Origin of the sequence: Actinoplanes sandaracinus (assembly GCF_030009775.1) — a bacterium.
Taxonomy (GTDB): Bacteria; Actinomycetota; Actinomycetes; order Mycobacteriales; family Micromonosporaceae; genus Actinoplanes; species Actinoplanes sandaracinus.
Genome location: NZ_JASCTH010000026.1, coordinates 83,309 through 106,008, shown reverse-complemented (window position 1 = coordinate 106,008; position 22,700 = coordinate 83,309). Strand labels below are relative to the sequence as shown.

The window sequence follows — 22,700 nt, the reverse complement described above, 5'->3', positions numbered from 1 at the left end:
CCAGATGGTGACCGAGGACGAGGCGATGCGCCGCGCTGTCGCGCTGGCCGCCCGGGGCCTCGGCACGACCAGCCCCAACCCGGTCGTCGGCTGCATCCTGCTCGGGCCAGCCGGCGATGTGGTCGGTGAGGGCTTCCACGCTTACGCCGGCGGCCCGCACGCGGAGATCGTCGCCCTGGCGCAGGCCGGGGAGCGAGCCCGCGGCGGGACCTGTGTGGTGTCGCTGGAGCCGTGCAACCACACCGGGCGCACCGGTCCCTGCTCGGAAGCGCTGATCAACGCCGGGGTGCGGCGCGTGGTCATCGCCGTGGACGACCCGACGCCGGTGGCCGCCGGAGGCGCGGCGACGCTGCGGGCGGCCGGCATCGAGGTGATCACCGGGGTGCGCCGGGCCGAGGCCGAGATGGGCAACGTGGCGTGGCTGACCGCGGTGCGACGGTGCCGGCCCTACGTGACGTGGAAGTTCGCGGCGACGCTGGACGGGCGGTCGGCCGCGGCTGACAGCACGAGCCAGTGGATCTCCTCGGCCGAGTCCCGTGCCGACGTGCACGTGCTGCGCAGCACCGTCGACGCGATCGTGGCCGGCGTCGGCACCGTGGTCGCCGACGACCCCCAGCTCACGGTGCGTGACCTGCGCGACGGCACGCTGGCGATCAAGCAGCCGCTGCGTGTGGTGGTGGACTCGTCCGGGCGTACCCCGAAAGACGCCCGTGTCCGCGACGCGGCCGCGCCCACCTGGATCGTCACCGCGGCCGAGGCCGGTGCCGGGCCGGACGGCCGCGTCGACCTGAACGCGCTGCTCACCACGCTGTTCCGGCGTGGCGTGCGCAACGTCCTGCTGGAGGGCGGCCCGACGCTGGCCGGGGGATTCCTGGCCGCCGGGCTGGTCGACCGGGTGATCGGCTACGTGGCGCCGAAACTGCTCGGCGCCGGCCGCGCCGCCCTGGTCGACGCCGGGATCAACACCATCGCCGACGCCGTCGACCTCGATTTCACCGACATCGCGCGGATCGGCGACGATCTGCGGTTCACCGCCATCCTGCGGCAGAAGCCGGCCGATTCGAGCCCGGATTGGAAACCGTCCGACCACCCTGAACGGAAGGCGCCTTAATGTTCACCGGAATCGTCGAGGAACTGGGCGAGATCGTCCGCCTGACCGAGGACGGCGCGGACTCCGCGGTCATCGCCGTGCGCGGTCCGCTGGTCACCTCGGACGCGAGGCACGGCGACTCGATCGCGGTGAACGGCGTCTGTCTCACCGTGGTCGACAACACCGGCGGGGTGTTCACCGCCGACGTGATGGGGGAGACGCTCCGGCGCAGCTCGCTCGGGGTTCTGAAGACCGGCAGCAACGTCAACCTGGAGCGGGCCGCCGCCCTGGGCAGCCGCCTCGGCGGGCACCTGGTGCAGGGCCACGTCGACGGGGTCGCGCGGATCATCGCCCGCGAGCCCGCCGACCAGTGGGAGGTGGTGCGTTTCTCGCTGCCTCCCGAGTTGTCGAGATACGTGGTGGAGAAGGGGTCGATCACCGTCGACGGGGTGTCGCTCACCGTCATGGAGGTCACCGCGGACAGCTTCGCGATCGGGATGATCCCGGCCACCTCGAAGCTGACCGTGCTGGGCAGCAAGGCCATCGGCGATCCGGTCAACCTCGAGGTCGACGTGATCGCGAAATACGTGGAGAAGATGCTGGGGAGCCGCAATGTCTGAGAACATCGAGCGCGCCATCGCCGATATCGCGGCCGGTAAAGCGGTGATCGTGGTGGACGACGAGGACCGGGAGAACGAGGGTGACCTCATCTTCGCGGCCGAGCACGCCACGCCGGAGCTGGTCGCCTTCATGGTCCGCTACACGTCTGGCTACATCTGCGTGCCTCTTCCCGAGGACGAGGCGGACCGCCTCGACCTGCCGCCGATGTTCCACACCAACCAGGACAAGCGGGGAACGGCCTACGCGGTCACGGTCGACGCCAAGCACGGCGTGAGCACCGGCATCTCGGCCGCCGACCGGGCGCGGACGATCCGGTTGCTCGCCTCGGCCGAGACCGTGCCCGGCGATCTGTCCCGTCCCGGGCACATCGTGCCGCTGCGCGCGAAGCCAGGTGGGGTGTTGCGCCGGCCTGGTCACACCGAGGCCTCCATCGACCTGGCGGTACTCGCCGGCTGCCGGCCCGCGGGTGTGCTCTGCGAGATGGTGAACGACGACGGCACCATGCAGCGCCGGCCCGACCTGGAGAAGTTCGCGGCCGAGCACGACCTGGTCCTGATCTCCATCGCCGAGCTGGTGGCATACCTGCGTGAGCGCACGGAGAAGCAGGTCGAGCGGGTGGTGGAGACCGTCCTGCCGACCGAGCACGGCGTGTTCACCGCGGTCGGTTACCGCACCGAGGCCGACAACGGCGAGCACGTGGCGCTGGTCTACGGCGATCTGACCGACGGCGAGGACGTGCTGGTCCGGGTGCACTCCGAGTGCCTCACCGGCGACGTCTTCGGCTCCCACCGCTGCGACTGCGGCCCGCAGCTGGACGCCGCCCTGGAGCGGGTGGCCGCGGCCGGGCGCGGGGTGGTGCTCTACATGCGCGGTCACGAGGGCCGGGGCATCGGCCTGCTGCACAAACTGCAGGCCTATCAGTTGCAGGACCGCGGTTTCGACACGGTCGACGCCAACCTGGAGCTCGGCCTGCCGGCCGACGCCCGCGACTACGGCACCGGGGCGCAGATCCTGGCGGACCTCGGCATCCGCTCGATGCGCCTGCTCACCAACAACCCGGCGAAGAGGGCAGGGCTCGAGGGGTACGGGCTCCGCGTGACCGGCCGTGAGGAACTGCCTGTCCGCCTGCACCCGGAGAACGTCCGGTACCTGCGCACCAAGCGTGACCGGATGGGCCACCTGTTCGCGGAGTTGGCCTGACCGCCCCCTACCGGGGTGAACAATGACGAAAAAGGGGGACACACATGGCCGGCTTCGGTGATCCGCACATGCAGACCGTCGACGCTGCCGGGTTGAGGCTCGGCATCGTCGGCTCCCGGTGGCACAACGACCTGGTCGATCACATGATCGCCCGGGCGCAGGCCGCCGCCGAGGCATGCGGCGTCACGGAGGTGATCACCACCCGGGTGGCCGGGTCGGTGGAGTTGCCGGTCGTGGCGCAGGCGCTGGCCCGCAAGGTCGACGCGGTGGTCGCGCTCGGTGTGGTGATCAAGGGCGAGACCCAGCACTTCGAGTATGTCTGCGACGCGGTCACCGCCGGTCTGACCCGGGTGGCGCTCGACGAGAGCACTCCGGTCGCGCACGGCGTGCTCACCGTGCACAGTCTCGGTCAGGCCCGCGACCGGGCCGGCCTGGAGGACTCGATCGAGGACAAGGGCTGGCAGAGCACCGTCGCCGTGCTGGACGCGGCGCTCGCCATCCGCGAGGTCGAGAAGGCCTGAGGCCCCTGAACGGAACCGGCCGAAGCCGGAACCGGCCGAAAACGAGGGCCGCCCGAGAATCGAGGTCGGCCGAGACTCAGAGTCGGCCGGCCTCGATGATGCGGGCCAGGAACTGACGGGTCCGTGCCTCGACGGGGTCGCCGAGCACCTGTGCCGGCGGCCCCTGCTCCAGCACCCGGCCGCCGTCGAGGAAGGCGACCCGGTCGGCGACCTGCCGGGCGAAGCCCATCTCGTGGGTGGCCAGCACCATGGTCATGCCCTCACCCTTGAGCTCGCGGATCATCGTGAGCACCTCGCCGACCAGTTCCGGGTCGAGCGCCGAGGTCACCTCGTCGAGCAGCAGCAGGCGCGGGTTGTTGACCAGGGCGCGGACGATGGCGACCCGCTGCTGCTGACCGCCGGAGAGCCGGTCCGGGTAGGCGCCGGCCTTACCGGCCAGCCCGACCCGGTCCAGCCACTGCATCGCCTGTGCCTTCGCTTCCGCGGGTGGGCGCTTGTGCACGCGTACCGGAGCCAGCGTGATGTTGTCCAGCACCGTCATGTGCGGGAACAGGTTGTAGGACTGGAAGACCAGGCCGATGCGCTGCCGTACGACATCGGGGTCGGCCTGGGGGTCGGTGATCTCGTCGCCGTCCAGGTGGATCGTGCCGTCGTCGATCTCGGTGAGCAGGTTGACGCAGCGCAGCAGGGTGGACTTGCCCGAGCCGGAGGCGCCGATCAGCGCCACCACCTCGTGCTCGGCCACGTCGAGGCCGAGACCGTCGAGGATGACGTGGTCGCCGAAGACCTTGCGGACGTTCTTGCAGGACAGCAGCACTAGTTCCCCGCGTTCTGGCGGCGGGCCGCCCGCAGCGTCACCCCGTCGGTGACCGCGATGAGCGGCAACGCGAGCAGGACGAAGAGGACCCCGGCGACGATGTACGGGGTGAAGTCGGCCTCCTGGGCCACCCCGATCTGGGCGGCCCGGATGGCGTCGATGGGACCGGCCAGCGAGATCAGCCCGACGTCCTTCTGCAGCGCCACGGTGTCGTTGAGCAGCGGCGGGGCGACCCGCCGCACCGCCTGCGGCAGCACCACGTGGCGCATCGCCTGCCGGTAGCTCAGCCCGAGCGAGCGGGCCGCCGCGATCTGGCTCGGGTGCACCGACTCGATGCCGGCCCGGAACACCTCGGCCAGGTAGGCGCCGTAGGTCACGATGATCGCCCCGGCGCCCAGCACCAGGACGTCCGGAGTGCCCTGCAGCCGCAGCCCGGGGATGCCGAACGCGAACAGGTAGATCACGATGATCAGGGGCAGGCCGCGGAACGAGTACGTGTATCCGGTGGCCAGGACCCGTACCGGGAAGAAGACCGGCCCCCGCAGGGTGCGCAGCACCGCCACCAGCAGACCCAGGGCGAGCGCCAGCGACGCGCAGACCACCAGGAGTCTCAGGTTGAGCCAGAGTCCTTCCAGGATCGCCGGCAGGTACTCGACGGCGGTGTCGGGATCGAAGAAGGACTCCTTCACCCGTGTCCAGCCGGGCGCTCCGGTGATGCCGACGGCGAGCAGGGTGCCGACGACCGCCGTCGATGCGGCGGCCAGCAGAACGGAACGGACCGCCCGTCCGCGACGGTAGGCGATCCGCTCCTGTTGCCGTGGACTCGGTGAGTACGTCACTGGAGCTCGGGGGCTCCGGCGGTGTCGGCGAGCCAGGTCTTCTCCAGCACGGTGAGGGTGCCGTCCTGGCGGAGTTGGTCGACCGCCTTGCTGACGCAGCCGGTCAGCGGAGAGCCCTTGTCGAGCACGATGCCGAACTGCTCGGGCACGCCGACCTGCGGCAGCTGGCCGACGATCACGCCGTTCTCGAGCTCGGCCGCGGTCATGTAGAACGCGGTCGGCAGGTCCACCACGATGCCGTCGACGATCCCGTTCTCCAGGGCCTTCTTGGCGTCGTCGTTGTTGTTGAACACCGACGGGTCGCCGTTCGGCTTGATCAGATCGGTGATGGCCTGGTAGCTGGTCGTGCCGACCTGGGCGCCGAGTTTCGCGCCCTTCAGGTCCGCCAGTGACTTGGCGCCGGCGATCTTCGAGCCCTTGGTGGTGATCACGGTCTGGCGCACCAGGTAGTACGGGGACGAGAAGTCCACCGCCGCCTTGCGTTCGTCGGTGATCGAGAACTGGTTGACGTCGATGTCGTACGCCTTGGGGCCGGGCGCGATCGCGTTGTTGAAGGTCACGCTCGTCCACACCACGTCGGCCTGCTGGTAGCCGAGACGCTCGGCGACCTCGTAGGCGACCGCGGCCTCGTACCCCTTGCCGTTGTCCGGCTTGTTGTCCTTGAACCACGGCTCGTAGGCCGGGTTGTCGGTGCCGACGGTGAGCTTGCCGGCGGTCTTGGTCTTCAGCGATGAGGGCGCGCAGGCCTGCGCGGCGGACGGCGCGCTGGTGGGGGTGGTGGACTGATCGTCCATGGGGGAGCAGGCCGTCACGGCGGCGAGCAGGAGTCCTGCGCCGCCCAGGGCCACGGGGGTGAGTCGGCTGACCATGCCCGGGAGCTTAGAAGACGTCCCACGGACTGGGGGCGTTCGTCGTCAAGCCGTGATGGGCTGCCACAATCGGTGCTCGTGAAGACGTTCGAGGAACTGTTCGCCGAGTTGCAACGCAAAGCGGCGGACAAGACACCCGGTTCGGGCACCGTCGAGGCGCTCGAACGAGGAGTTCACTTCATCGGCAAGAAGGTCGTCGAAGAGGCGGCCGAGTCGTGGATGGCCGCTGAGCACGAGGGGCCGGAACGCGCTGCCGAGGAGATCTCCCAACTGCTCTATCAGGCCCAGGTGCTGATGATCGCGACCGGGATCGAGCTGAAGGACGTGTACCGACATCTGTGACGCGCGTCCGTAGACCCGTTCACTGATCTCAAGGAGCACGTCCATGCTGCGCATCGCCATCCCGAACAAGGGCACCCTCTCCGCACCGGCGTCACAGATGTTGCGGGACGCCGGCTACCGCCAGCGCACCGACCCCAAAGATCTGATCTGCCGTGACGAAGCCAACAACGTCGAGTTCTTCTACCTGCGCCCGCGCGACATCGCGACGTACGTCGGCTCGGGTGACCTCGACCTCGGCATCACCGGCCGGGACCTGCTGGTGGACTCGGGGGTGCCGGCCGCCGAGCTGCTCGACCTGAACTTCGGCGGCGCCACCTTCCGCTGGGCCGCCCCGGCCGATGCGCTCACCTCCGCCGACGGGATCAGTGGACGGCGCATCGCCACGGCGTACCCCGGCGTGGTCGCCCGTTACCTGGCCGAGCACGACCTCAAGGCGGACGTGGTGCGGCTCGACGGCGCGGTGGAGAACGCGGTCCGGCTCGGCGTCGCCGACCTGATCGCCGACGTGGTGGAGACCGGTGCGACGCTGCGCCAGGCCGGGCTCGTCACCGTCGGGGACCCGATCATGCGGTCCTCGGCGATCCTGATCGGGCGGGAGGGACAGGAGCCGGCCGGCGCCGCTCAGCTGCTGCGGCGTCTGCAGGGCGTCCTGGTCGCCCGCAACTTCGTCATGCTGGCGTACGACGTACGTGCCGATCTGCTCGAACAGGCCACCAGCCTGACGCCTGGGATCGAGTCGCCGACCGTCTCCCCGCTGCACCGCGAGGGCTGGGTCGCCGTCGAGGCGATGGTCCAGCGCAGCGACGTGCACCGGATCATGGACGAGCTGTACGAGATGGGCGCCCGCGCCATCCTGGTCACCGCTATCGCGAACTGCAGGCTGTGATGGCAGCCATGACGCAGCCCGGCGTCCGGTATCGCCCGAAGAAGATCCGCTGGGTGGCCGGCCCGCTCGCCGCCGGGGTGGCCCTGCTGTTCACCGTGCTCAGCTTCGGCCTCACCGGGTCGGCCGGTTTCCAGAACTCGAAGGCCAGCTTCCAGCGCGGTGACCAGTTCGCCATGATCGGGCTGGGGGTGCTGCTCGGCCTCGGCATCCTGCTGTTCTGCCGGCCGCGGGTCACCGCCGACGCCGAGGGCGTGCACGTGCGCAACGTGATCGGTGGCTACGACCTGCCGTGGGGTGTGGTGCGCGCGGTCCGGTTCGACCGCAACTCGGCGTGGGCGCACCTGGAGCTGCACGACGACGAGCAGGTGCCGATCCACGCGCTGCAGGCGGTCGACAAGGACTACGCGGTGGACGGGGTGCGCACGCTGCGGTCCCTGCATTCGGCCGCTCAGGACGTCTGACCGGCGGCCCGCGGGCTCGTTGTCCGGCTGCTCAGGACGCCTGGTAGGATTGCCGAAAGTCGACCACGCCCTGCCTTTGATCAATTCGATCGAGCTCTGATCGAGCCTTGATCGAGGCGGAGCGCGAAAGAGGAGCCCGCAGGTTCCCACCCGAGTCACAACAGTGGCCGGGTCCGGTCTCCCACACAGGGATTTCCCTGTGTGGTGCGCGTCCTCCTTGTGGACGCCGATGACCGGTCGAGCGGGCCCCGGCACGCGCTGTTCGCAGTTTGATCTGCGAAGAGTGCTGACGGGGTCTTCTGCTTTCCCGGCGTCCCACCTCGGGACACTCGGGGCCGACCGACATTGGCATCACCCGTGCTGTTGAGGCGGGTGAGAGAACAACGTTCTGAGGAGGCCCCATCAGCGTCGAACCACGCGTGAACGAACAGATCCGGGCTCGTGAGGTCCGCCTGGTCGGTCCGGAGGGTGAGCAGGTCGGCATCGTGCCGGTCGAGCGCGCTCTCCAACTGGCCGCGGACGTCGACCTGGACCTGGTCGAGGTTGCTCCGATGGCGCGGCCGCCGGTGTGCAAGCTCATGGACTTCGGCAAGTTCAAGTACGAGAGCGCACTCAAGGCCCGCGAAGCGCGGCGCAACCAGCAGCAGACCGTCATCAAGGAAATGAAGCTTCGGCCGAAGATCGACCCGCACGACTACGCGACCAAGAAGGGTCACGTGGTGCGGTTCCTCAAGGCGGGCGACAAGGTCAAGGTGACGATCATGTTCCGCGGTCGCGAGCAGAGTCGCCCGGAGCTGGGTTTCCGGCTCCTGCGCCGGCTCAGCGAGGAGATCTCGGAACTGGGCTTCGTCGAAGCCAGCCCGAAGCAGGACGGCCGGAACATGATCATGGTTCTGGCGCCGCACCGGGCGACCAAGGCCGCAGCCGCCGCCACGCTCGCCGCCAACGCGCGCCCGCCGCGCGAACCGCGAGAGGGCGATGTCGTCGAAGGTGACGTCGCCGAGGGCGATGTCGCCGAGGCGGCGCCCGCGTCCGCCGAGGCCGACGCCACCACCGCAGAGTAGTCAGTATTTCCCCGCGTCCCCCCGGCCGCGGGGAAAGATCAGAAAGAGGCGTCAAGTGCCGAAGATGAAGAGCCACACCGGCATGGGCAAGCGGGTGAAGGTCACCGGCAAGGGAAAGCTCGTCACCGAGCAAGCCGGTAAGCGCCACCTGCTGGAGCACAAGAGCTCCCGGGTCACCCGCCGGATGACCGGCACGGTCACCGTGGCGAAGGCCGACACCGCCCGTGTGAAGAAGCTTCTGGGCCGCTGACGCGAGCCTTACCAGTTCCCCTGTAAGGAGTACTTGAAATGGCACGCGTCAAGCGGGCGGTAAACGCCCAGAAGAAGCGCCGCACCCTGCTCGAAACCGCGAGCGGGTACCGCGGTCAGCGCTCGCGCCTTTACCGCAAGGCCAAGGAGCAGGTGCTGCACTCGATGCAGTACTCGTACCGTGACCGCCGTGACCGCAAGGGCGACTTCCGTCAGCTGTGGATCACCCGCATCAACGCGGCGGCCCGGTCGAACGGCATGACGTACAACCGCCTCATCCAGGGCCTGAAGCTGGCCGAGGTCGAGGTCGACCGCAAGATCCTGGCCGACCTCGCGGTCAACGACGCCACCGCGTTCGCGGCCATCGTCGAGGTCGCTCGCGCGGCCGTCGCGGCCGAGGGCACCGGCGGCGCCGCCGCTCAGGCTGCCTGATATCGCGTAGCACTTTTCGAGGCGCCTCCCGGCACTTGTCGGGAGGCGCTTCGTCGTTCACGACGGCCGGCCCTCACAGCCGGCTCCACGGCTTCTCCCGGTGAGGCGTAGCTCCTGATGACATTCACACCCCGTACCCCCCGGATCGTCGCCGCCCGGCGCCTGCAGCGTCGCAGGGACCGGGACCAGAGCAGGCGTTTCCTGGCCGAAGGGCCGCAGGCCGTGCGCGAGGCGCTGGCCGCGGGTGCGGTGACCGAGCTGTTCGGGACCCCGGCGGCGTTGCAGCGATACGCCGACCTGGCCGCGCAGGCGCCGGAGGTGTCGCCGGTCACCGACGAGGCGCTGGCCGCGCTCGCCGAGACCGTGCACCCGCAGGGACTGGTCGCGGTCTGCGAGCAGGCCGACGTGCCGATCGGCGAAGCCCTCGCGAAGAAGCCCCGGCTGGTCGCGGTGGTCGCCGAGATCCGGGATCCCGGCAACGCCGGGACCGTGCTGCGCACGGCCGATGCGGCGGGCGCCAGCGCGGTGATCTTCGCCGGCGACGCCGTCGACCCCTACAACGGCAAGTGTGTACGGGCGTCCGCCGGCTCGCTTTTCCATGTGGATGTGGTCCGCGCCCCGCTCAGCGTGATCGATCTGCTCCAGGACAGCGGCCTTCAGGTGCTCGCCACCAGCGGAACCGGCGAGGACGACGTGGACTCGCTGCTCGACGGCGGGCAGTTGAGCGCACCGACCGCGTGGCTGTTCGGCTCGGAGGCGCACGGCCTGCCGTCCGATCTGATCGCCTCGGCGGACCGGCGGGTGCGGGTCCCGATCTACGGCGGCGCGGAGAGCCTCAACCTCGCCGCCGCGGCCGCGGTCTGTCTATATGCCTCGGCGCGCGCCCAGCGCTGAGCGTATGATGGCCGCATGTCAGGTCTGGAGTTTATTCGGCCCGCTGGTCGCGGGCGCCGGATCTGACCTTCCCGCGCGCACTCCCTGACCGGCGGGCGGCGGCTGAGCCGCGCCTCCGTAGACTGTGCCAGCTGAGTCGCCCTTTCGCGGCCCTCGCTGCGCTCGATTGCGACGAGCCGATGGCTCATCCGGTGTGAGGGAGTTCGCCCGACCATGTCCTACCGCAACGATCCGTACGATCCGAAGCAGGCCGTCCTGCTCGATCCATCGGCGCTCGAAGCCGCTGTCGCGGACGCCGAGAAGGCGTTCGCCGCGGCCGCCGACCTCGACGCGCTCCAGGTTCTGAAACCGGCGCACCTGGGTGACCGCTCGCCGGTGTCGCTGGCCCGCCGTGAGATCGGCTCGCTGCCGCCGGCCGCGAAATCCGACGCCGGCAAGCGGGTCAACATCGCCCGTCAGGCCGTGCAGGCCGCCTACGACGCCCGTCAGGCCGAGCTCGAGGTCGAGCGCGCCGCCCGGGTGCTGGTCGAGGAGCGCGTCGACGTCACCCTGCCGTGGTCGCGCCGCCCGCGCGGCGCCCGGCACCCGCTGACCACACTCATGGAGCACATGGGCGACATCTTCGTCGGCATGGGCTACGACATCGTCGACGGTCCCCAGCTGGAGCTGGAGTGGGCCAACTTCGACGCGCTCAACATCGGCCCGGACAACCCGGTCCGCGGCGCCAGCGACACGTTCTTCGTCGACCTGCCCGGCCTGGTGATGCGCACGCACACCTCGCCCGGCCAGGTGCGCACCATGCTCGACCGGCAGCCGCCGATCTATGTGGTCAGTCCCGGCCGGGTCTATCGCACCGACGAGCTGGACGCCACGCACAGCCCGGTCTTCCACCAGATCGAGGGCCTGGTCATCGACGAGGGCATCACGATGGCCCACCTGCGCGGCACCCTCGACCACTTCGCCAAGGCGATGCTCGGGCCGGAGGCGAAGACTCGCTGGCGGCCGCATTACTTCCCGTTCACCGAGCCGTCCGCCGAGTTCGACGTCTGGTTCCCCCAGCACCGTGACGGCGCCCGCTGGGTCGAGTGGGGTGGCTGCGGCATGGTCAACCCGCGGGTGCTGACCGCCTGCGGCATCGACCCGGCGGTCTACTCGGGCTTCGCCTTCGGCATGGGAGTCGAGCGGACCCTGATGTTCCGCAACGGCGTCTCCGACATGCGCGACATGGTCGAGGGCGACGTGCGGTTCACCACGAACTTCGCCAATGGAGGCATGAAGCGATGAAGACGTCACTGTCGTGGCTGCGCGAGTTCGTCGAGCTGCCCGCGGAGATCACCGCTTCGGAGCTGGACACGGCGCTGACCAACCTCGGCATGGAGGTCGAGGGCATCGTCGACCAGGCTGGCACGATCCTCGGTGACCTGGTCGTCGGCCGGGTCCTGACGATCGAGGAGCTGACCGGCTTCAAGAAGCCGATCCGGTTCACCACCGTGGACGTCGGCCGGGACGCCCCGCAGGAGATCGTCTGCGGCGCCCGGAACTTCGCCGAGGGGGACCTCGTCGTGGTCATCCTGCCGGGTGGCGAGCTGCCCGGTGGATTCAAGATCGGTGCGCGGAAGACGTACGGGCGGAACTCGCACGGCATGATCTGCTCGGCCGCCGAACTGGGGCTCTCGGGTGACCACTCGGGCATCATCGTGCTGCCCGCCGGCACCGCCGCCCCCGGTGTGGACGCGCGGCCCGTCGTCGGTCTCGACGACGTGCTGATCGAGGTCGAGATCACGCCGGACCGCGGCTACGAGATGAGCGTCCGCGGTATCGCCCGGGAACTGGCCACCTACTTCGGCGTGCCGTTCACCGATCCGGCCTCCCGGTCCGTGGCGGGCGCCACGGCTGAGGTCCCGTGGCCGGTCACGGTCGAGGACACCGTGGGCTGTGACCGGTTCGCCGCCCGCGTGGTGCGCGGCATCGACCCGGCCGCGCAGTCTCCCGAGTGGATGCAGCGGCGCCTGATCGCGGCCGGCATCCGGGCCATCTCGCTGCCCGTCGACATCACCAACTACCTGATGCTCGAGTTCGGCCAGCCGATGCACGTCTTCGACCTGCAGCGCCTCCGCGGCGGCCTGACCGTCCGGCGGGCCCGGGCCGGCGAGAAGCTCACCACCCTGGACGGTGTCGTGCGCGTGCTCGACGCCGAGGACATGGTGATCTGCGACGAGACCGGGCCGATCTCGCTCGCCGCCGTGATGGGCGGCGAGACCAGCGAGTGGCAGGAGGGCACGGTCGACGTGCTCCTCGAAGCCGCCCACTGGGATTCGGTCATGGTCGGCCGCACCGCGCGGCGGCACAAGCTGTTCAGCGAGGCGGCCAAGCGGTGGGAACGGGGCGTCGACCCGTCGCTGCCCCTCGCCGCGCTCCAGAAGGCCGTGGACATCCTGGTCGAACACGCCGGCGGTGTGGTCGACGAGCATGTCCTGGACATCGACCACGTGGTCGCGCCGGTCGCGCTGACGCTGCCCGCCGACGCGCCGGCGCGCCTGATCGGGCTGCCCTACTCGTCGTCGGACGTCGCCTCGCTGCTGCGCAAGGTCGGCTGCGAGGTCACCGGCGACCAGGTGCTCAGCGTCGTGCCGCCGACCTGGCGGCCCGACCTGGTGGCGCCGATCGACCTGGTCGAGGAGGTGGCGCGGCTCGGCGGTTACAACGAGATTCCGAGCGTGCTGCCGCCGGCCGGCAGCAGCAACGGCCTCACCCCCGCGCAGAAGCGGCGCCGGTCGGTCGGCCGGTCGCTCGCCGAGAACGGCTACGTCGAGGTCCTGTCGTACCCGTTCGTCTCGCCCGGCACCGCCGACGCCCTCGGCCTGCCCCCGGCGGACCCGCGCCGCAGCGCGGTGCGGCTCACCAACCCTTTGTCCGAGGAGGAGCCGCTGCTGCGCACCACGCTGCTCGGCCCGCTGCTCGGCATCCTCAAGCGCAACCTGGGCCGCGGCCGTCGCGACGTGGCGCTCTTCGAGGCCGGCACGGTGTTCCTGCCGCACCTGACCTCGACCGCCCCGCCGGAACTGGGCGTCGACCGGCGCCCCGACAACGCCGAGTGGTCGGCCGCCAACGCGATCGTCCCCGAGCAGCCGTGGCACCTCGCCGTCGTGCTGACCGGTGACATCGAACCGGCCGGCTGGTGGGGTCCGGGCCGGGCCGCGACGTGGGCGGACGCCATCGAGGCGGCGCGCGTCACGCTGTCCGCGGCCGGCGTTCCCGACGGCCTCGTCACGGTACGGGCAGCCGAACACGCCCCGTGGCATCCCGGCCGCTGCGCCGAGATCCTGGTGGACGGAACGGTCGTCGGCCACGCGGGTGAACTACACCCGGCCGTGCTCGCCGCGTTCGAGCTGCCCAAGCGCACCTCGGCCGCCGAGATCGACCTGGACGCCCTGCCGGACGCCCCGGTCGTCGACGCCCCGAAGATCTCCACCTTCCCGCCGGCGCTGATCGACGTCGCCCTGGTCCTGGACCGGACCGTTCCGGCGGCCGAGGTGCAGGCGGCCCTCGCCGAAGGTGCGGGCGCCCTGCTGGAGTCGGTGGCGCTCTTCGACGTCTACGAGTCGGAGCAGGTGGGGGAGGGGAAGCGGTCGCTGGCGTACAAGCTGACGTTCCGTGCCCCCGACCGCACCCTCACCTCGGAGGAGACCATCGCCGCGCGTGACGCCGCGGTGGCGGTGACCGCGTCCCGCTTCGGCGCCGTCCTCCGCGGCGCCTGACGTCTCTCGAGGGTGACCGGGCCGGTGGGCGATCCACCGGCCCGGTCCCGTTCCCGGCTTCCCTCAGGACATCTCGGATCCGGAGGTGAAGCGCAGCGAGAGCAGGCGGACGGTGTTGCCGAAGATGAACGGCGCGATCAGGCAGAGAGCCAGCACGATGCCGATGACCAGTGCCAGTTCGGTCTCCTGACGCTGCAGGAGGCCGATCGTGACAGTCACGACAGCCCCCGCGATCCCGGTGATCTGCGCGGCCAGCGCCAGGACGCCGGACGAACCCATGACTCCCAGCGAGACCTCGTCGTCGGCGACGGCGGCACGTCCCCGGAGTATCGAGGCGATCAGCAGGCCGAAGGCGACCACGACCGCCGCTGTGCCGACCGTGACTGTCGTGATCGCCTCGTCCTGCGCCATCCGGGAAGCCCCGACGACCGGCAGGGCGATGACGAACGCCAGAAAGAGCGACACGATGACCAAGAGTTGGCTGTAGCCGCGACGCATCCGTGCTCCGGAGCCGGCCGCTATCCTCCTCTTCTCAGTCGACATTCATCCGCCAACCGGTCGTGTCGCCGTCGGCCAGGCTGCCGTCGTTGAAGTCGGAAGGGTTGGAACGAGGCCATCCGCCACCGGGAAACGGCGCGTTCGAGTACAGGGCCTGCCGCAACGCGGACAAGCTGTCGAACACCAGCGCCGTGTAGGTCGAGAAGGCCAGGATAACGGCGCTGACCAGGGCGATGAACTTGGCGGTGGATGCTCCGGCCGCCGCCGCGGCCGGAGGGGCGCCGACGCCGGTCTGCGCTGCGGCCGCCTCGACGACCAGTTCGGAGACATAGCTGGCGAAGGGAATCGCGAGACCCACCCAGAACGCGACGATGCCTCCGGCGACTTTCGTGAGATTGGCGTCCAACGTGTCTGCGGCAGCCTCGATGGCCTCGATGGCCTTCTGCTGTGCCGGAAGTGTCGCCGCGTACGCGTCGGCTGCTGGTCCGGTCCAGAAATTGTCGATGCGTAGCTGCTCCGAGGAGATCTGTCCGGACATCGCGCTGATCGGGCCGCCGACCTTCGTGGTCCACTCCCCGGCTGTCGCGAACAGCTTCAGTGGATCTCCTGGATTCGCGAGGAATTTGACGATGATCTCGCCGAGTTCGGTGATCTGGCGACCGAGTTCCTCGAGAGCGGACCGCAGGCCGTCGCCCAATCCGGCGGGCAGGAGAAACAGGGCTCTGTTGCTGTGCTCGAAGATCTTCGCAACGCTGCTGTTGACGCTGTCGAGTCCCGCATGGATGTCGCCGAGAGCTTGCTGGAATTCGCGTGCGGATATCGGCCCGCTGACGGGGAAGGTCATCTCCGCCGCCTAATAGGTGTTCTTGATCGCGTGCATGTTCCGGTCCTCTTCGCGCTGGTACGCGTCCGCCGCCGACTTCAGTGCCTGTGCGGTGGCGGTGAAGTTGGCGGCCGCCTGTTCCAGCAGCCGGGCGATTCGTTCCTGAAGTTCCAGGTAGATGCTGTCCAGGCCGGTCGCATACCCCAGCGCGGAGAAGTCGAAGGTGCTCAGTGACAGGCTGCGGGTGGCGCCCGTCATCGCCTCGGTCTGCGTCGCCATGGTGGCCCAGACGTTGCTCTCCTCATGGAGGGCGTCGATGGCCACCGTGACTTGTTGTTCCGATGGTTGGGTCATTTCGCTCCCCGTCGTTCGAGCGGCCACTATTCGATGAGGCCCACCTCGCGCAGCAGCGCCTCGGGCGACTCGGTCAGCCTTCGCAGCCGGGCAAGAGCAGGTGTGCCGTTGACGGCTTCGTCCTGCCGGTCGGACGCCAATCGCTGTGCGGCTGTCAGAACTTCGACGATCGCGTCAGCGAGTTGTTGGTCGGGAATGCGACGCAGCCAGTCCCCATCGACGTTGATAGATGTGACCGTATCGTTCTGTACGCTCACTCGCACTGTCCGGTTCACGTTTGTCGCGGTCGACGGCCGCGTCCGGGCGGCCTCCGCTCGCTCGGTGAGGCCGGGAAGCGCTTCGTGGACCTGAGTGAGCATGTCGAGAAGCTCGCGGAGTGCGTGCGCGGACTGTCGTGAGGTCGGATCGCCGGGAGTTGCATGGCTGAGCGGGTCAGGTGTGGCGGGGGGCGGGGTCGGGTCGGTTTCGGCGGTCATCGCGGCGGCCCATGAGGTGATTCGCTGCTGTCCCGCGTTGCTCATCGCCGCGATGACGGCCGTGCCCAAGTGAGCCTCGCCGACCTCCTCGCGCCAGCCGTCGTGGAGGCCGAGCCGGATCAGCCGGCCGTCGGGGGCCACGGTCGCCTCCACGCACTGCGTTTCGTCGAGGCCTGTGACGGTTTCGGTGGGGACGGCCCGGCTGAATCGTCGGGCCAGTGCGTCGGCTTTGTGGTGCACATCCCGCAGGTCTCGAAAATAGTCCTCGAACTCGAACTGCATGGCGCCCCCGCGGTGTCGGCGTGCCGGAGCAGTTCGATCGTCGCATGCGGGCCGTCGGCGCCGTCGCGCTCCGGTTCTCTGCAGCGCAACGGTGTCAAAGTGGTCGCCAGGTCGGCAATCGATGTGGCGGATGTGCGCATTGAGCCAAGGGTGTTCTCTTGCACGTGCACGATGGGAGATTGGCGGTGGCCGGCCCGTCACCTGGCCGCCTCGTGCCACGGTGGTGCGGGAGTGGCTGCGCGAGGCTGTGTCGAGTCGGAGTTTCGATGCGTCGGCGGCTCGTCGCGCAACCCAGGCGAGGTGGTGACAGGGTCATGCCGCATGAATATAGTCGCTCAGCAAGGGAATGCGCGACTATGTGGGCGGCGGCCTCATCGCTTACCTCGCGGCGGGATCGGTGAGGTACCGCTGGATGGTGGGGCCGAGCCAGGCGACCGCTTCGTCCGGGTCAAGGGTGACCACCGGCGGTAAGCGCAGCACGAACCGGCACAGGGCGAAGCCCAGCATCTGCGTGGCGACCAGCCCGGCGCGTGTGGCCGCCTGGGCCGGGTCGGGCGCCAGCCGGGCCGCGACCGGCCCGATCTGGGCGGCGAAGAGAGAGCGCATCCGCTCGGCCGCCACCTCCTTGGTGACCGCCGCGCGCAGCAGGGCCATCAGGGTCTCGTCGCCCTCCCAGCGGTGCAGGAAGTGCCTGGCCAGGGTGATCCCCACCGTGTCGCGGGGGGTCTCGCGCAGATCGGGCAGGCGCAGGTCGAAGTCGGCGGCGGCGGCGAACAGGGCCTCCTTGTTGCCGTAATAGCGCATGACCATCGATGGGTCGATGCGGGCGTCGGCGGCGATGGCGCGGATCGTGGCGCGGTCGAAGCCGTCGCTGGCGAAGCGCTCCCGGGCGGCGGCCAGGATGGCGGCCCGGGTGGTGTCGGAGCGTCGGGTCGTCATGGGGGCCAGTTTATGCCAACAACTGTTGGCCAACAACTGTTGACTTGATCTTGCAGTGATGCCTATCGTTTTGCCAACAACTGTTGGCAAACGAGTGGAGGAAGCCATGCACACCACCGTCGCGATCATCGGCGCCGGGCCCACCGGACTGTTGCTCGCCGGTGACCTGGCCCGGGCCGGGATTCCGGTGACCCTCTTCGAGCGCCGTTCCGAGACTTCCAATCTGACCCGCGCCTTCGGGGTGCACGCCCGCACCCTGGAGCTCCTCGACGCTCGCGGGCTCGCCGACGGCATCGTGGCCGGCGGAGCCCGGGTCGAGCGCCTACGCCTGTTCGACCGGATCCGGCTCGACCTCACCGTGCTGCCGTCGCGTTACCCGTTCCTGCTGATCACCCCGCAGTTCCGGGTGGAGGACGCGCTGGCCGCCCGCGCCCGCGAGGCCGGCGCCCGGATCGAGCGCGGCGCCCGCCTCACCGGCCTGCGACAGGACGGCGACCGGGTCACCCTCGAATTCTCCGACCGCACGGTCACCGCCGACTATGTGATCGGCACCGACGGCGTCAACAGCACCGTCCGCCAGTCGCTGGGCCTGCCCTTCCCCGGCCGCGCCGTGCTCACCTCGATCATGCTGGCCGACGTGCGCCTGGCCGCGCCGCCGGAGGACGTGCTCGCCGTCAACGCGGTCGGCGACGCGTTCGCGATGGTCGCCCCGTTCGGCGACGGGTGGTACCGGATCTTCGCCTGGGACCGCCGCCACCAGGTCGCTGACGACACCCCGGTGACGCTCGACGAAATGCGCGAGGTCACTCGCCGGGTGCACGGCACCGATTTCGGGATCACCGAGGCACGCTGGCTCTCCCGCTTCCACAGCGACGAGCGGCAGGCGCCGCGATACCGCGTCGGCCGGGTGTTCCTCGCCGGCGACGCCGCGCACGTGCACTCGCCGGCCGGCGGCCAGGGCATGAACACCGGCCTCCAGGACGCGGCGAACCTCTCCTGGAAACTCGCCGCCACCATCCAGGGCTGGGCGCCGGCGGGCCTGCTCGACTCATACGAGACCGAGCGTCACCCCGTCGGCAAACTGGTTCTGCGCAGCAGCGGCGCCCTGATCCGGATGGCGATGATCCGCACCGCTCCGGTCCGCTGGGTGCGCAACACGCTGGGCTCCCTGCTCATGTCGCTTCCTCCGGTGGTCCGCCGGGCCGCCGGCGTCATCTCGGGCATCGGCGTCACCTATGCCGGTGCGCCGCGCGCCGCGGACGTCACCCTCCGCGGCGGCGGCCGCCTCTACGAGGCGCTTCGCGAGGGCCGCCATGTCCTTCTCACCTCACAGGCCCTTTCGGGGTACGGCGACCGCCTGCTGGTGACGGCCCCGGAGCAGGACACCGGTGAGGCGTCGCTGATCCGGCCGGACGGCTATGTGGCATGGCGCGGCCCCGCCCGGGAAGCGGCCACCGTGGTCGGCCGTTTCCTCGGGCCCGAGCAGGTCTCGCACCCGGTCGGGCGCTGACCGGCGCGGAGACCGGCCCGGGAAGCGAGCTCCGGCCGGACGCTGATTGCGGAGCGGTGAATGGGGTCGTTGGATCCCGGTCCGTCAGATCCCACCGCGGGTCTCCGCGCGGGACCACCACGCACCGTGGGTCTCAGTTGGGGTCCGAGCCCATCGCGGGTCTCCGCTCCGGGCCCGCCCCGGCTGGGCGGGCGGAGCCCGGCGCCCGGAGTGCTGCCTCACTGATCGCGCAGGCGCGACCTGTTCCGCCAGGCCCAGGCCAGGTAAGCCAGGCAAATGATCACCATGACCGCGCCCACCGCGATCCAGGCCCACCGGTCGAAGGCCGCGTCCACCCGAGCGGCCTTGGCGAACGACAGCACCGCGACGACCAGGGGGCCGCCGGTGAAAGCGAGGTTCGACAGGGTGAGGTCGCGCACGATACGTCCGAACATGTCTCACATGCTAGTTACGCCAATCAATCCCACCAGAACGACCAGAGTGGGGCGTTGACCAGCTCCTCCGCGTATTCCGTCAGGGACCCGCAACCCTGCCAGACGTTGTCGGGACAGAAGGCGTGATGCTCGGCGGCGACCTCCGTCGCGTGCTCCAGGTCGGCCGGCGGGGCCGCGACACTCAGGTAGAGGATGTCGAAGCCGGCCGCGACGACCCGCACGCCGAAGCGGTCCTCCCAGTTACGCAGGACGCACGAGATCTTGGCGGTGTCGTTCTCGTGGTTGGCCGGGCCGGTCCACGCGGCGTCGGTCAGGGCGTCGGCGCCCCGCGCCGACGGGACCAGGCCGAGCCGGGGCACGGTGAGCCAGCCCTTGGCCAGGATCAGGTCGGCGACCTCGGCCGCGCGCTCGGTGGGATCGGCCTGCGGCTCACCGCGGCGGGCCAGGCCGGGCCAGCCGTCGCGGTAGGGGCCGACGGTGTCGAGATCGTCCTCCTCCTCGGGCTCGACCGACGACCACCAGTTCCCCAGCACCGCGCCGGGATAGTGGTCGCCTGGACGGGAGCGGATCTGGTCCGGACGGAGATCGCCATCGCTGCGCCATGGCCGGTCCGGGTCGCTCTCGGAGAGGCTGCCGAGCAGCAGCGGCCACAGGCCGGTGCTGCCGTGCTGCTCGTGCAGCGCTGACCACCAGCCCGGACTCGGTGGGCCGGAGCTGACCCACAGCAGGCCGAGGGACTGCTCCCAGCCGCCATCGGTGGGATCGGTTTTCAGGCTGAGGGGCGCGAGGCGAGAACCTGACATGGACCCGACGGTAGACGCCGGGTACGACATTTCTCATCGATGATCACGACCCGTGACCGGGCAGCGCTGCCGGTGCTCGGCCGATGGTCTCGGCCGGTGTCCGGCTGCGATCGCCTCGCCTCAGCCGACGATCTCGACCGGTGTCCCGGCTGCCGGGTGGCCGAAGAGCTGGGCGGCGTCTCCACCCCGGGAGAGCAGTTCGTACCACGTACGCCGTCCGTTGCCGTCGCCGCGTGGCCAGCCGGAGCTGCCCGGTGCGAAGGACATCGTCCCGGCGCGCACCTCGAAGACGCCGTCGCTGACGGTGGCCTCGGCGACCACCTCGCCGACCCGCACCCGGACCGTCTCGCCGGCCGGCGCCGGCGCGGTGTCCCAGGTCGTCTTGATGTTGCCGTAGCCGTCGGTCCAGGCGACCGCCTGCTTGGGTGGCGGGACCACCGCCAGCTCATCGCCGAGCAGGTCGTCCGCACCGCGGGCGAGTCCGGCGAGCGCCGACGGGAACACGTCGCGGGAACGGAACTGGGAGCCGTGGTCGGCCACGTCCACGGCCCGGACCGGCACACCCTCGGCGGCCAGGAACGACAGGCTCGCTCCGGAGGCCACCCCGACGACCAGGACCCCCGAGGCCAGGCGTGCGGCGGCGAGACGCTCTCCGGCGTTGTTCGCGCGCGGCTCGTTCCGGTCCTGGCGGGGCGCGACGTTCGCGTACACGATGCGGTCCGGAGGCCCTTCGCCGAAGGCGAGCTGGGCCACGCAGAACCCGGCGCCGACCGTGTCGAAGGCCGGCACCGGCACCGCGGTGACCTCCGCCTCCGGCAGGAGCTGGGCGATCCGTTGCCGGACCTCGGCGAAGGCGAGGTCCCCGGTGCCGTAATCGGCGACGACGGTGACGAGCATGCCCGAAGACTACGATCCCGCCGGCCCGCTATCAGCCGTTCCGCGGAGCAGGCGGCGTCCGTGCGGCCGCTCCGAGGGATCGAGGCGGGCGCAGCCGGAGTCGATCAGCCGCCAGTCACCGCCGGTGAGTGCCGCGTCGATGCGGGCGCGCACCTCGGCCACCCGGCCCGGCTCGGTGGCGAAGAGGATACGCAGCCGGGACTCGTCGTCCTCGGTGGTGACGGCGGTGTGGTGCGGCGCGAGTGGGCACGGTGGCTCGTGCTCCCAGTGACCGCAGAGAGCGACGGTGATCGCCGCTCCCGGAGCGCCCGGATCGGTCCCCGGCGCGAGAATCAGCCTCGCCTGATGGACGTAGACCTGCCGCACGGGTCAGCTCCGGCGCGGCAGGAGCACCACGTCGGCGATCACCGAGCCGTCCGCGCCGAGCCGCACCGCCGCCGGACTGTCGTAGACGACCAGCACGCGGTCGTCACCCAGCAGACTCAATCCTTCGGCGTGGTCATCGCCCTCGCCGTAGGTCAGCTCCAGCTCGCGGGAGATCAGATCGTGCCGCACGATCGTCGGGACCTCCGCCCGGCAGGCCTCGTGCCAGCGGTAGACGCGCACCGGCCCGTCCAGGTCCATCGTCGGCCCGGCCAGCACCAGCAGGTCGTCGCCGGCCGGGCACAGGTCCCGGACACCGAGTCCATCAAGATCAAGGACATGTTTGCGGTACGGCAGCCCGTCCTCGAACCGGTGCAGCCGCAGCCGTCCCGGTTCCTCGTCCAGTACGTACGGCCGCAGTTCCAGCACGAACGCCCACCCGCGCAGCACCGGACCCCTAAGCCCGAGGAAGACCCGGTCGTCCCGTACCGCGATCCCCTCGATGTCGAGGCCGTTGTCCTTGCCCGGAATCGGCAGGAACGGCGCCAGATGCTCGTCGTACCTCAGCAGCCGCCGCAGGTCGTCGCGCGCGCTCAGTGCGGCCGCCCGGTGCCGGACTCCCTCGACCTCCAGCTCGCGGACCGGCGTGGGCACCCCGTTCACGGCCGTGACCGGCAGCCGGACCAGGATCTGCCGGTTGCCCTGTCCCTCGACCCGGGCCAGCCGGCGCAGAGCCTTCGGGCCCTCGTGGCGGTCCTTGATCTGCTTGCGGCGCAGGCTGTGCGAGCCGACCGCCCAGAGGAAGTGGCCGTTCCGGGCCAGCCCCTCCACGTCCGCCTCCTCGTCGGCGTCGGCGCCGGGCAGTTCGACGAAGTCGGCGAGCCGGTACCGCGTCTCCTCACCGAACTCCTTGGGCCGCGCCGGGTCGTCGGCGAGCAGCCGCTCGATGGTCGCTGTCTCGTCACCGGCGATCCAGAGGGCCCGGCCGTCGAGCCGGACCGCCGAGAGGTTGGTGTGGGTGGCCGCGGCCCGCGACTCGTCGGAGAACCGCAGCCGCACCGTGTAGTCGACCGTCATGGTCGACATCGTCGCACCATCGCGCATCCGGCCAGGTCGAACATAGAGCCTTGTCGTGGTGGCCCTTCGGTTCGGTGGCACGGCCCGGGGCACACCGGTGGCCGGCCCTTCCCGGCCGGCCTGTCGGGGCCACCGTTCGCGGCCGGCCCCGGGGCGCCGCCCCCCCCGGGGGGGGGGCGCCCCGCGGTGTTGATGGGGGGG

Annotated in this window: 27 protein-coding genes; 14 read left to right on the top strand and 13 right to left on the bottom strand. The window is 70.3% G+C overall.

Translation table 11 applies throughout. From position 1 onward, the window contains the following. Positions 1-4 precede the first annotated feature (4 nt). Genes ribD through ribH form a run of 4 tightly spaced genes read left to right on the top strand, consistent with a single transcriptional unit; the run spans position 5 to position 3,432 of the window. Positions 5-1,111 carry a bifunctional diaminohydroxyphosphoribosylaminopyrimidine deaminase/5-amino-6-(5-phosphoribosylamino)uracil reductase RibD gene (gene ribD / locus QLQ12_RS33675; RefSeq protein ID WP_282764766.1) on the top strand — a complete coding sequence of 369 codons (1,107 nt, stop codon included), beginning with the start codon at positions 5-7 and terminating at the stop codon, positions 1,109-1,111. After that, positions 1,111-1,710, top strand: coding sequence for a riboflavin synthase (locus QLQ12_RS33670; protein ID WP_282764765.1), 600 nt, complete (start codon positions 1,111-1,113; stop codon positions 1,708-1,710). The genes ribD and QLQ12_RS33670 overlap by 1 nt, the downstream gene beginning before the upstream one ends. Continuing rightward, positions 1,703-2,911 carry a bifunctional 3,4-dihydroxy-2-butanone-4-phosphate synthase/GTP cyclohydrolase II gene (locus QLQ12_RS33665; RefSeq protein ID WP_282764764.1) on the top strand — a complete coding sequence of 403 codons (1,209 nt, stop codon included), beginning with the start codon at positions 1,703-1,705 and terminating at the stop codon, positions 2,909-2,911. The genes QLQ12_RS33670 and QLQ12_RS33665 overlap by 8 nt, the downstream gene beginning before the upstream one ends. A gap of 44 nt (positions 2,912-2,955) precedes the next feature. After that, positions 2,956-3,432, top strand: a complete 477-nt coding sequence (gene ribH / locus QLQ12_RS33660) for a 6,7-dimethyl-8-ribityllumazine synthase (RefSeq protein ID WP_282764763.1) — start codon at positions 2,956-2,958, stop codon at positions 3,430-3,432. Between the two features lie 76 nt (positions 3,433-3,508). Here the strand turns inward: ribH and QLQ12_RS33655 are convergent, their stop codons facing one another. From QLQ12_RS33655 to QLQ12_RS33645, 3 genes are read right to left on the bottom strand one after another with little or no spacing between them, the layout of a single operon-like run. Beyond that, complete coding sequence (locus tag QLQ12_RS33655) at positions 3,509-4,249, bottom strand: amino acid ABC transporter ATP-binding protein (RefSeq protein ID WP_282764762.1); 741 nt, start codon at positions 4,247-4,249, stop codon at positions 3,509-3,511. Continuing rightward, the gene (locus QLQ12_RS33650; protein WP_282764761.1) at positions 4,249-5,088 is read right to left on the bottom strand and encodes an amino acid ABC transporter permease; all 840 of its coding nucleotides are present in this window, start codon (positions 5,086-5,088) and stop codon (positions 4,249-4,251) included. Before QLQ12_RS33650 ends, QLQ12_RS33655 begins: the two co-directional genes overlap by 1 nt. Next, positions 5,085-5,957 (bottom strand): ABC transporter substrate-binding protein, encoded by an 873-nt coding sequence (locus tag QLQ12_RS33645; RefSeq protein WP_282764760.1) that lies wholly within the window; start codon positions 5,955-5,957, stop codon positions 5,085-5,087. The genes QLQ12_RS33650 and QLQ12_RS33645 overlap by 4 nt, the downstream gene beginning before the upstream one ends. A gap of 78 nt (positions 5,958-6,035) precedes the next feature. Between QLQ12_RS33645 and QLQ12_RS33640 the strand changes: the two genes are divergently transcribed. The 9 genes from QLQ12_RS33640 to pheT all read left to right on the top strand — a co-directional run bounded on the left by QLQ12_RS33640 (position 6,036) and on the right by pheT (position 14,043). Then, the gene (locus tag QLQ12_RS33640) at positions 6,036-6,299 is read left to right on the top strand and encodes a phosphoribosyl-ATP diphosphatase (protein WP_282764759.1); all 264 of its coding nucleotides are present in this window, start codon (positions 6,036-6,038) and stop codon (positions 6,297-6,299) included. A gap of 43 nt (positions 6,300-6,342) precedes the next feature. Beyond that, on the top strand, positions 6,343-7,185 hold the full coding sequence (gene hisG, locus QLQ12_RS33635; protein ID WP_282764758.1) for an ATP phosphoribosyltransferase: 843 nt from the start codon (positions 6,343-6,345) through the stop codon (positions 7,183-7,185). An 8-nt stretch (positions 7,186-7,193) separates the two neighbouring features. After that, the gene (locus tag QLQ12_RS33630) at positions 7,194-7,646 is read left to right on the top strand and encodes a PH domain-containing protein (RefSeq protein WP_282764757.1); all 453 of its coding nucleotides are present in this window, start codon (positions 7,194-7,196) and stop codon (positions 7,644-7,646) included. 419 nt (positions 7,647-8,065) lie between these two features. After that, positions 8,066-8,710 (top strand): translation initiation factor IF-3, encoded by a 645-nt coding sequence (gene infC, locus QLQ12_RS33625; protein WP_282764756.1) that lies wholly within the window; start codon positions 8,066-8,068, stop codon positions 8,708-8,710. 55 nt (positions 8,711-8,765) lie between these two features. Further along, complete coding sequence (rpmI, locus tag QLQ12_RS33620) at positions 8,766-8,960, top strand: 50S ribosomal protein L35 (RefSeq protein WP_282764755.1); 195 nt, start codon at positions 8,766-8,768, stop codon at positions 8,958-8,960. Between the two features lie 38 nt (positions 8,961-8,998). Next, complete coding sequence (rplT, locus tag QLQ12_RS33615) at positions 8,999-9,391, top strand: 50S ribosomal protein L20 (RefSeq protein ID WP_282764754.1); 393 nt, start codon at positions 8,999-9,001, stop codon at positions 9,389-9,391. Positions 9,392-9,508: 117 nt separating this feature from the next. Beyond that, on the top strand, positions 9,509-10,285 hold the full coding sequence (locus QLQ12_RS33610) for a TrmH family RNA methyltransferase (RefSeq protein WP_282764753.1): 777 nt from the start codon (positions 9,509-9,511) through the stop codon (positions 10,283-10,285). A gap of 213 nt (positions 10,286-10,498) precedes the next feature. Next, positions 10,499-11,569, top strand: a complete 1,071-nt coding sequence (locus QLQ12_RS33605) for a phenylalanine--tRNA ligase subunit alpha (protein WP_282764752.1) — start codon at positions 10,499-10,501, stop codon at positions 11,567-11,569. Next, positions 11,566-14,043: a phenylalanine--tRNA ligase subunit beta gene (gene pheT, locus QLQ12_RS33600; RefSeq protein ID WP_282764751.1), complete on the top strand. Its 2,478-nt coding sequence runs from the start codon at positions 11,566-11,568 to the stop codon at positions 14,041-14,043. Before QLQ12_RS33605 ends, pheT begins: the two co-directional genes overlap by 4 nt. Before the next feature lie 63 nt (positions 14,044-14,106). On the opposite strand, the gene QLQ12_RS33595 is transcribed toward pheT, so the two are convergent. From QLQ12_RS33595 to QLQ12_RS33575, 5 genes are all read right to left on the bottom strand, one after another. Continuing rightward, positions 14,107-14,508, bottom strand: coding sequence for a hypothetical protein (locus tag QLQ12_RS33595; RefSeq protein ID WP_282764749.1), 402 nt, complete (start codon positions 14,506-14,508; stop codon positions 14,107-14,109). Positions 14,509-14,575: 67 nt separating this feature from the next. Next, on the bottom strand, positions 14,576-15,385 hold the full coding sequence (locus QLQ12_RS33590) for a hypothetical protein (protein WP_282764748.1): 810 nt from the start codon (positions 15,383-15,385) through the stop codon (positions 14,576-14,578). Positions 15,386-15,394: 9 nt separating this feature from the next. After that, complete coding sequence (locus tag QLQ12_RS33585; protein WP_282764747.1) at positions 15,395-15,718, bottom strand: hypothetical protein; 324 nt, start codon at positions 15,716-15,718, stop codon at positions 15,395-15,397. Between the two features lie 26 nt (positions 15,719-15,744). After that, a complete protein-coding gene (locus tag QLQ12_RS33580) occupies positions 15,745-16,476 on the bottom strand; it encodes a hypothetical protein (protein WP_282764746.1) in 732 nt (243 codons plus the stop codon). A 378-nt stretch (positions 16,477-16,854) separates the two neighbouring features. Next, positions 16,855-17,415: a TetR/AcrR family transcriptional regulator gene (locus tag QLQ12_RS33575; RefSeq protein WP_282764745.1), complete on the bottom strand. Its 561-nt coding sequence runs from the start codon at positions 17,413-17,415 to the stop codon at positions 16,855-16,857. Between the two features lie 106 nt (positions 17,416-17,521). On the opposite strand from QLQ12_RS33575, the gene QLQ12_RS33570 reads away from it, so the two are divergent. Next, a complete protein-coding gene (locus QLQ12_RS33570) occupies positions 17,522-18,925 on the top strand; it encodes an FAD-dependent monooxygenase (RefSeq protein ID WP_282764744.1) in 1,404 nt (467 codons plus the stop codon). 218 nt (positions 18,926-19,143) lie between these two features. Here the strand turns inward: QLQ12_RS33570 and QLQ12_RS33565 are convergent, their stop codons facing one another. The 5 genes from QLQ12_RS33565 to QLQ12_RS33545 all read right to left on the bottom strand — a co-directional run bounded on the left by QLQ12_RS33565 (position 19,144) and on the right by QLQ12_RS33545 (position 22,508). Next, entirely contained in the window at positions 19,144-19,359 is a 216-nt protein-coding gene (locus tag QLQ12_RS33565) for a hypothetical protein (protein ID WP_282764743.1), read from the bottom strand. Between the two features lie 23 nt (positions 19,360-19,382). Next, a complete protein-coding gene (locus QLQ12_RS33560; protein WP_282764742.1) occupies positions 19,383-20,162 on the bottom strand; it encodes a DUF4253 domain-containing protein in 780 nt (259 codons plus the stop codon). Between the two features lie 120 nt (positions 20,163-20,282). Beyond that, positions 20,283-21,059, bottom strand: a complete 777-nt coding sequence (locus tag QLQ12_RS33555) for an SAM-dependent chlorinase/fluorinase (RefSeq protein WP_282764741.1) — start codon at positions 21,057-21,059, stop codon at positions 20,283-20,285. Between the two features lie 9 nt (positions 21,060-21,068). Next, on the bottom strand, positions 21,069-21,425 hold the full coding sequence (locus QLQ12_RS33550) for a hypothetical protein (RefSeq protein WP_282764740.1): 357 nt from the start codon (positions 21,423-21,425) through the stop codon (positions 21,069-21,071). 3 nt (positions 21,426-21,428) lie between these two features. Then, complete coding sequence (locus QLQ12_RS33545; RefSeq protein ID WP_282764739.1) at positions 21,429-22,508, bottom strand: DUF3616 domain-containing protein; 1,080 nt, start codon at positions 22,506-22,508, stop codon at positions 21,429-21,431. Positions 22,509-22,700 lie beyond the last annotated feature (192 nt).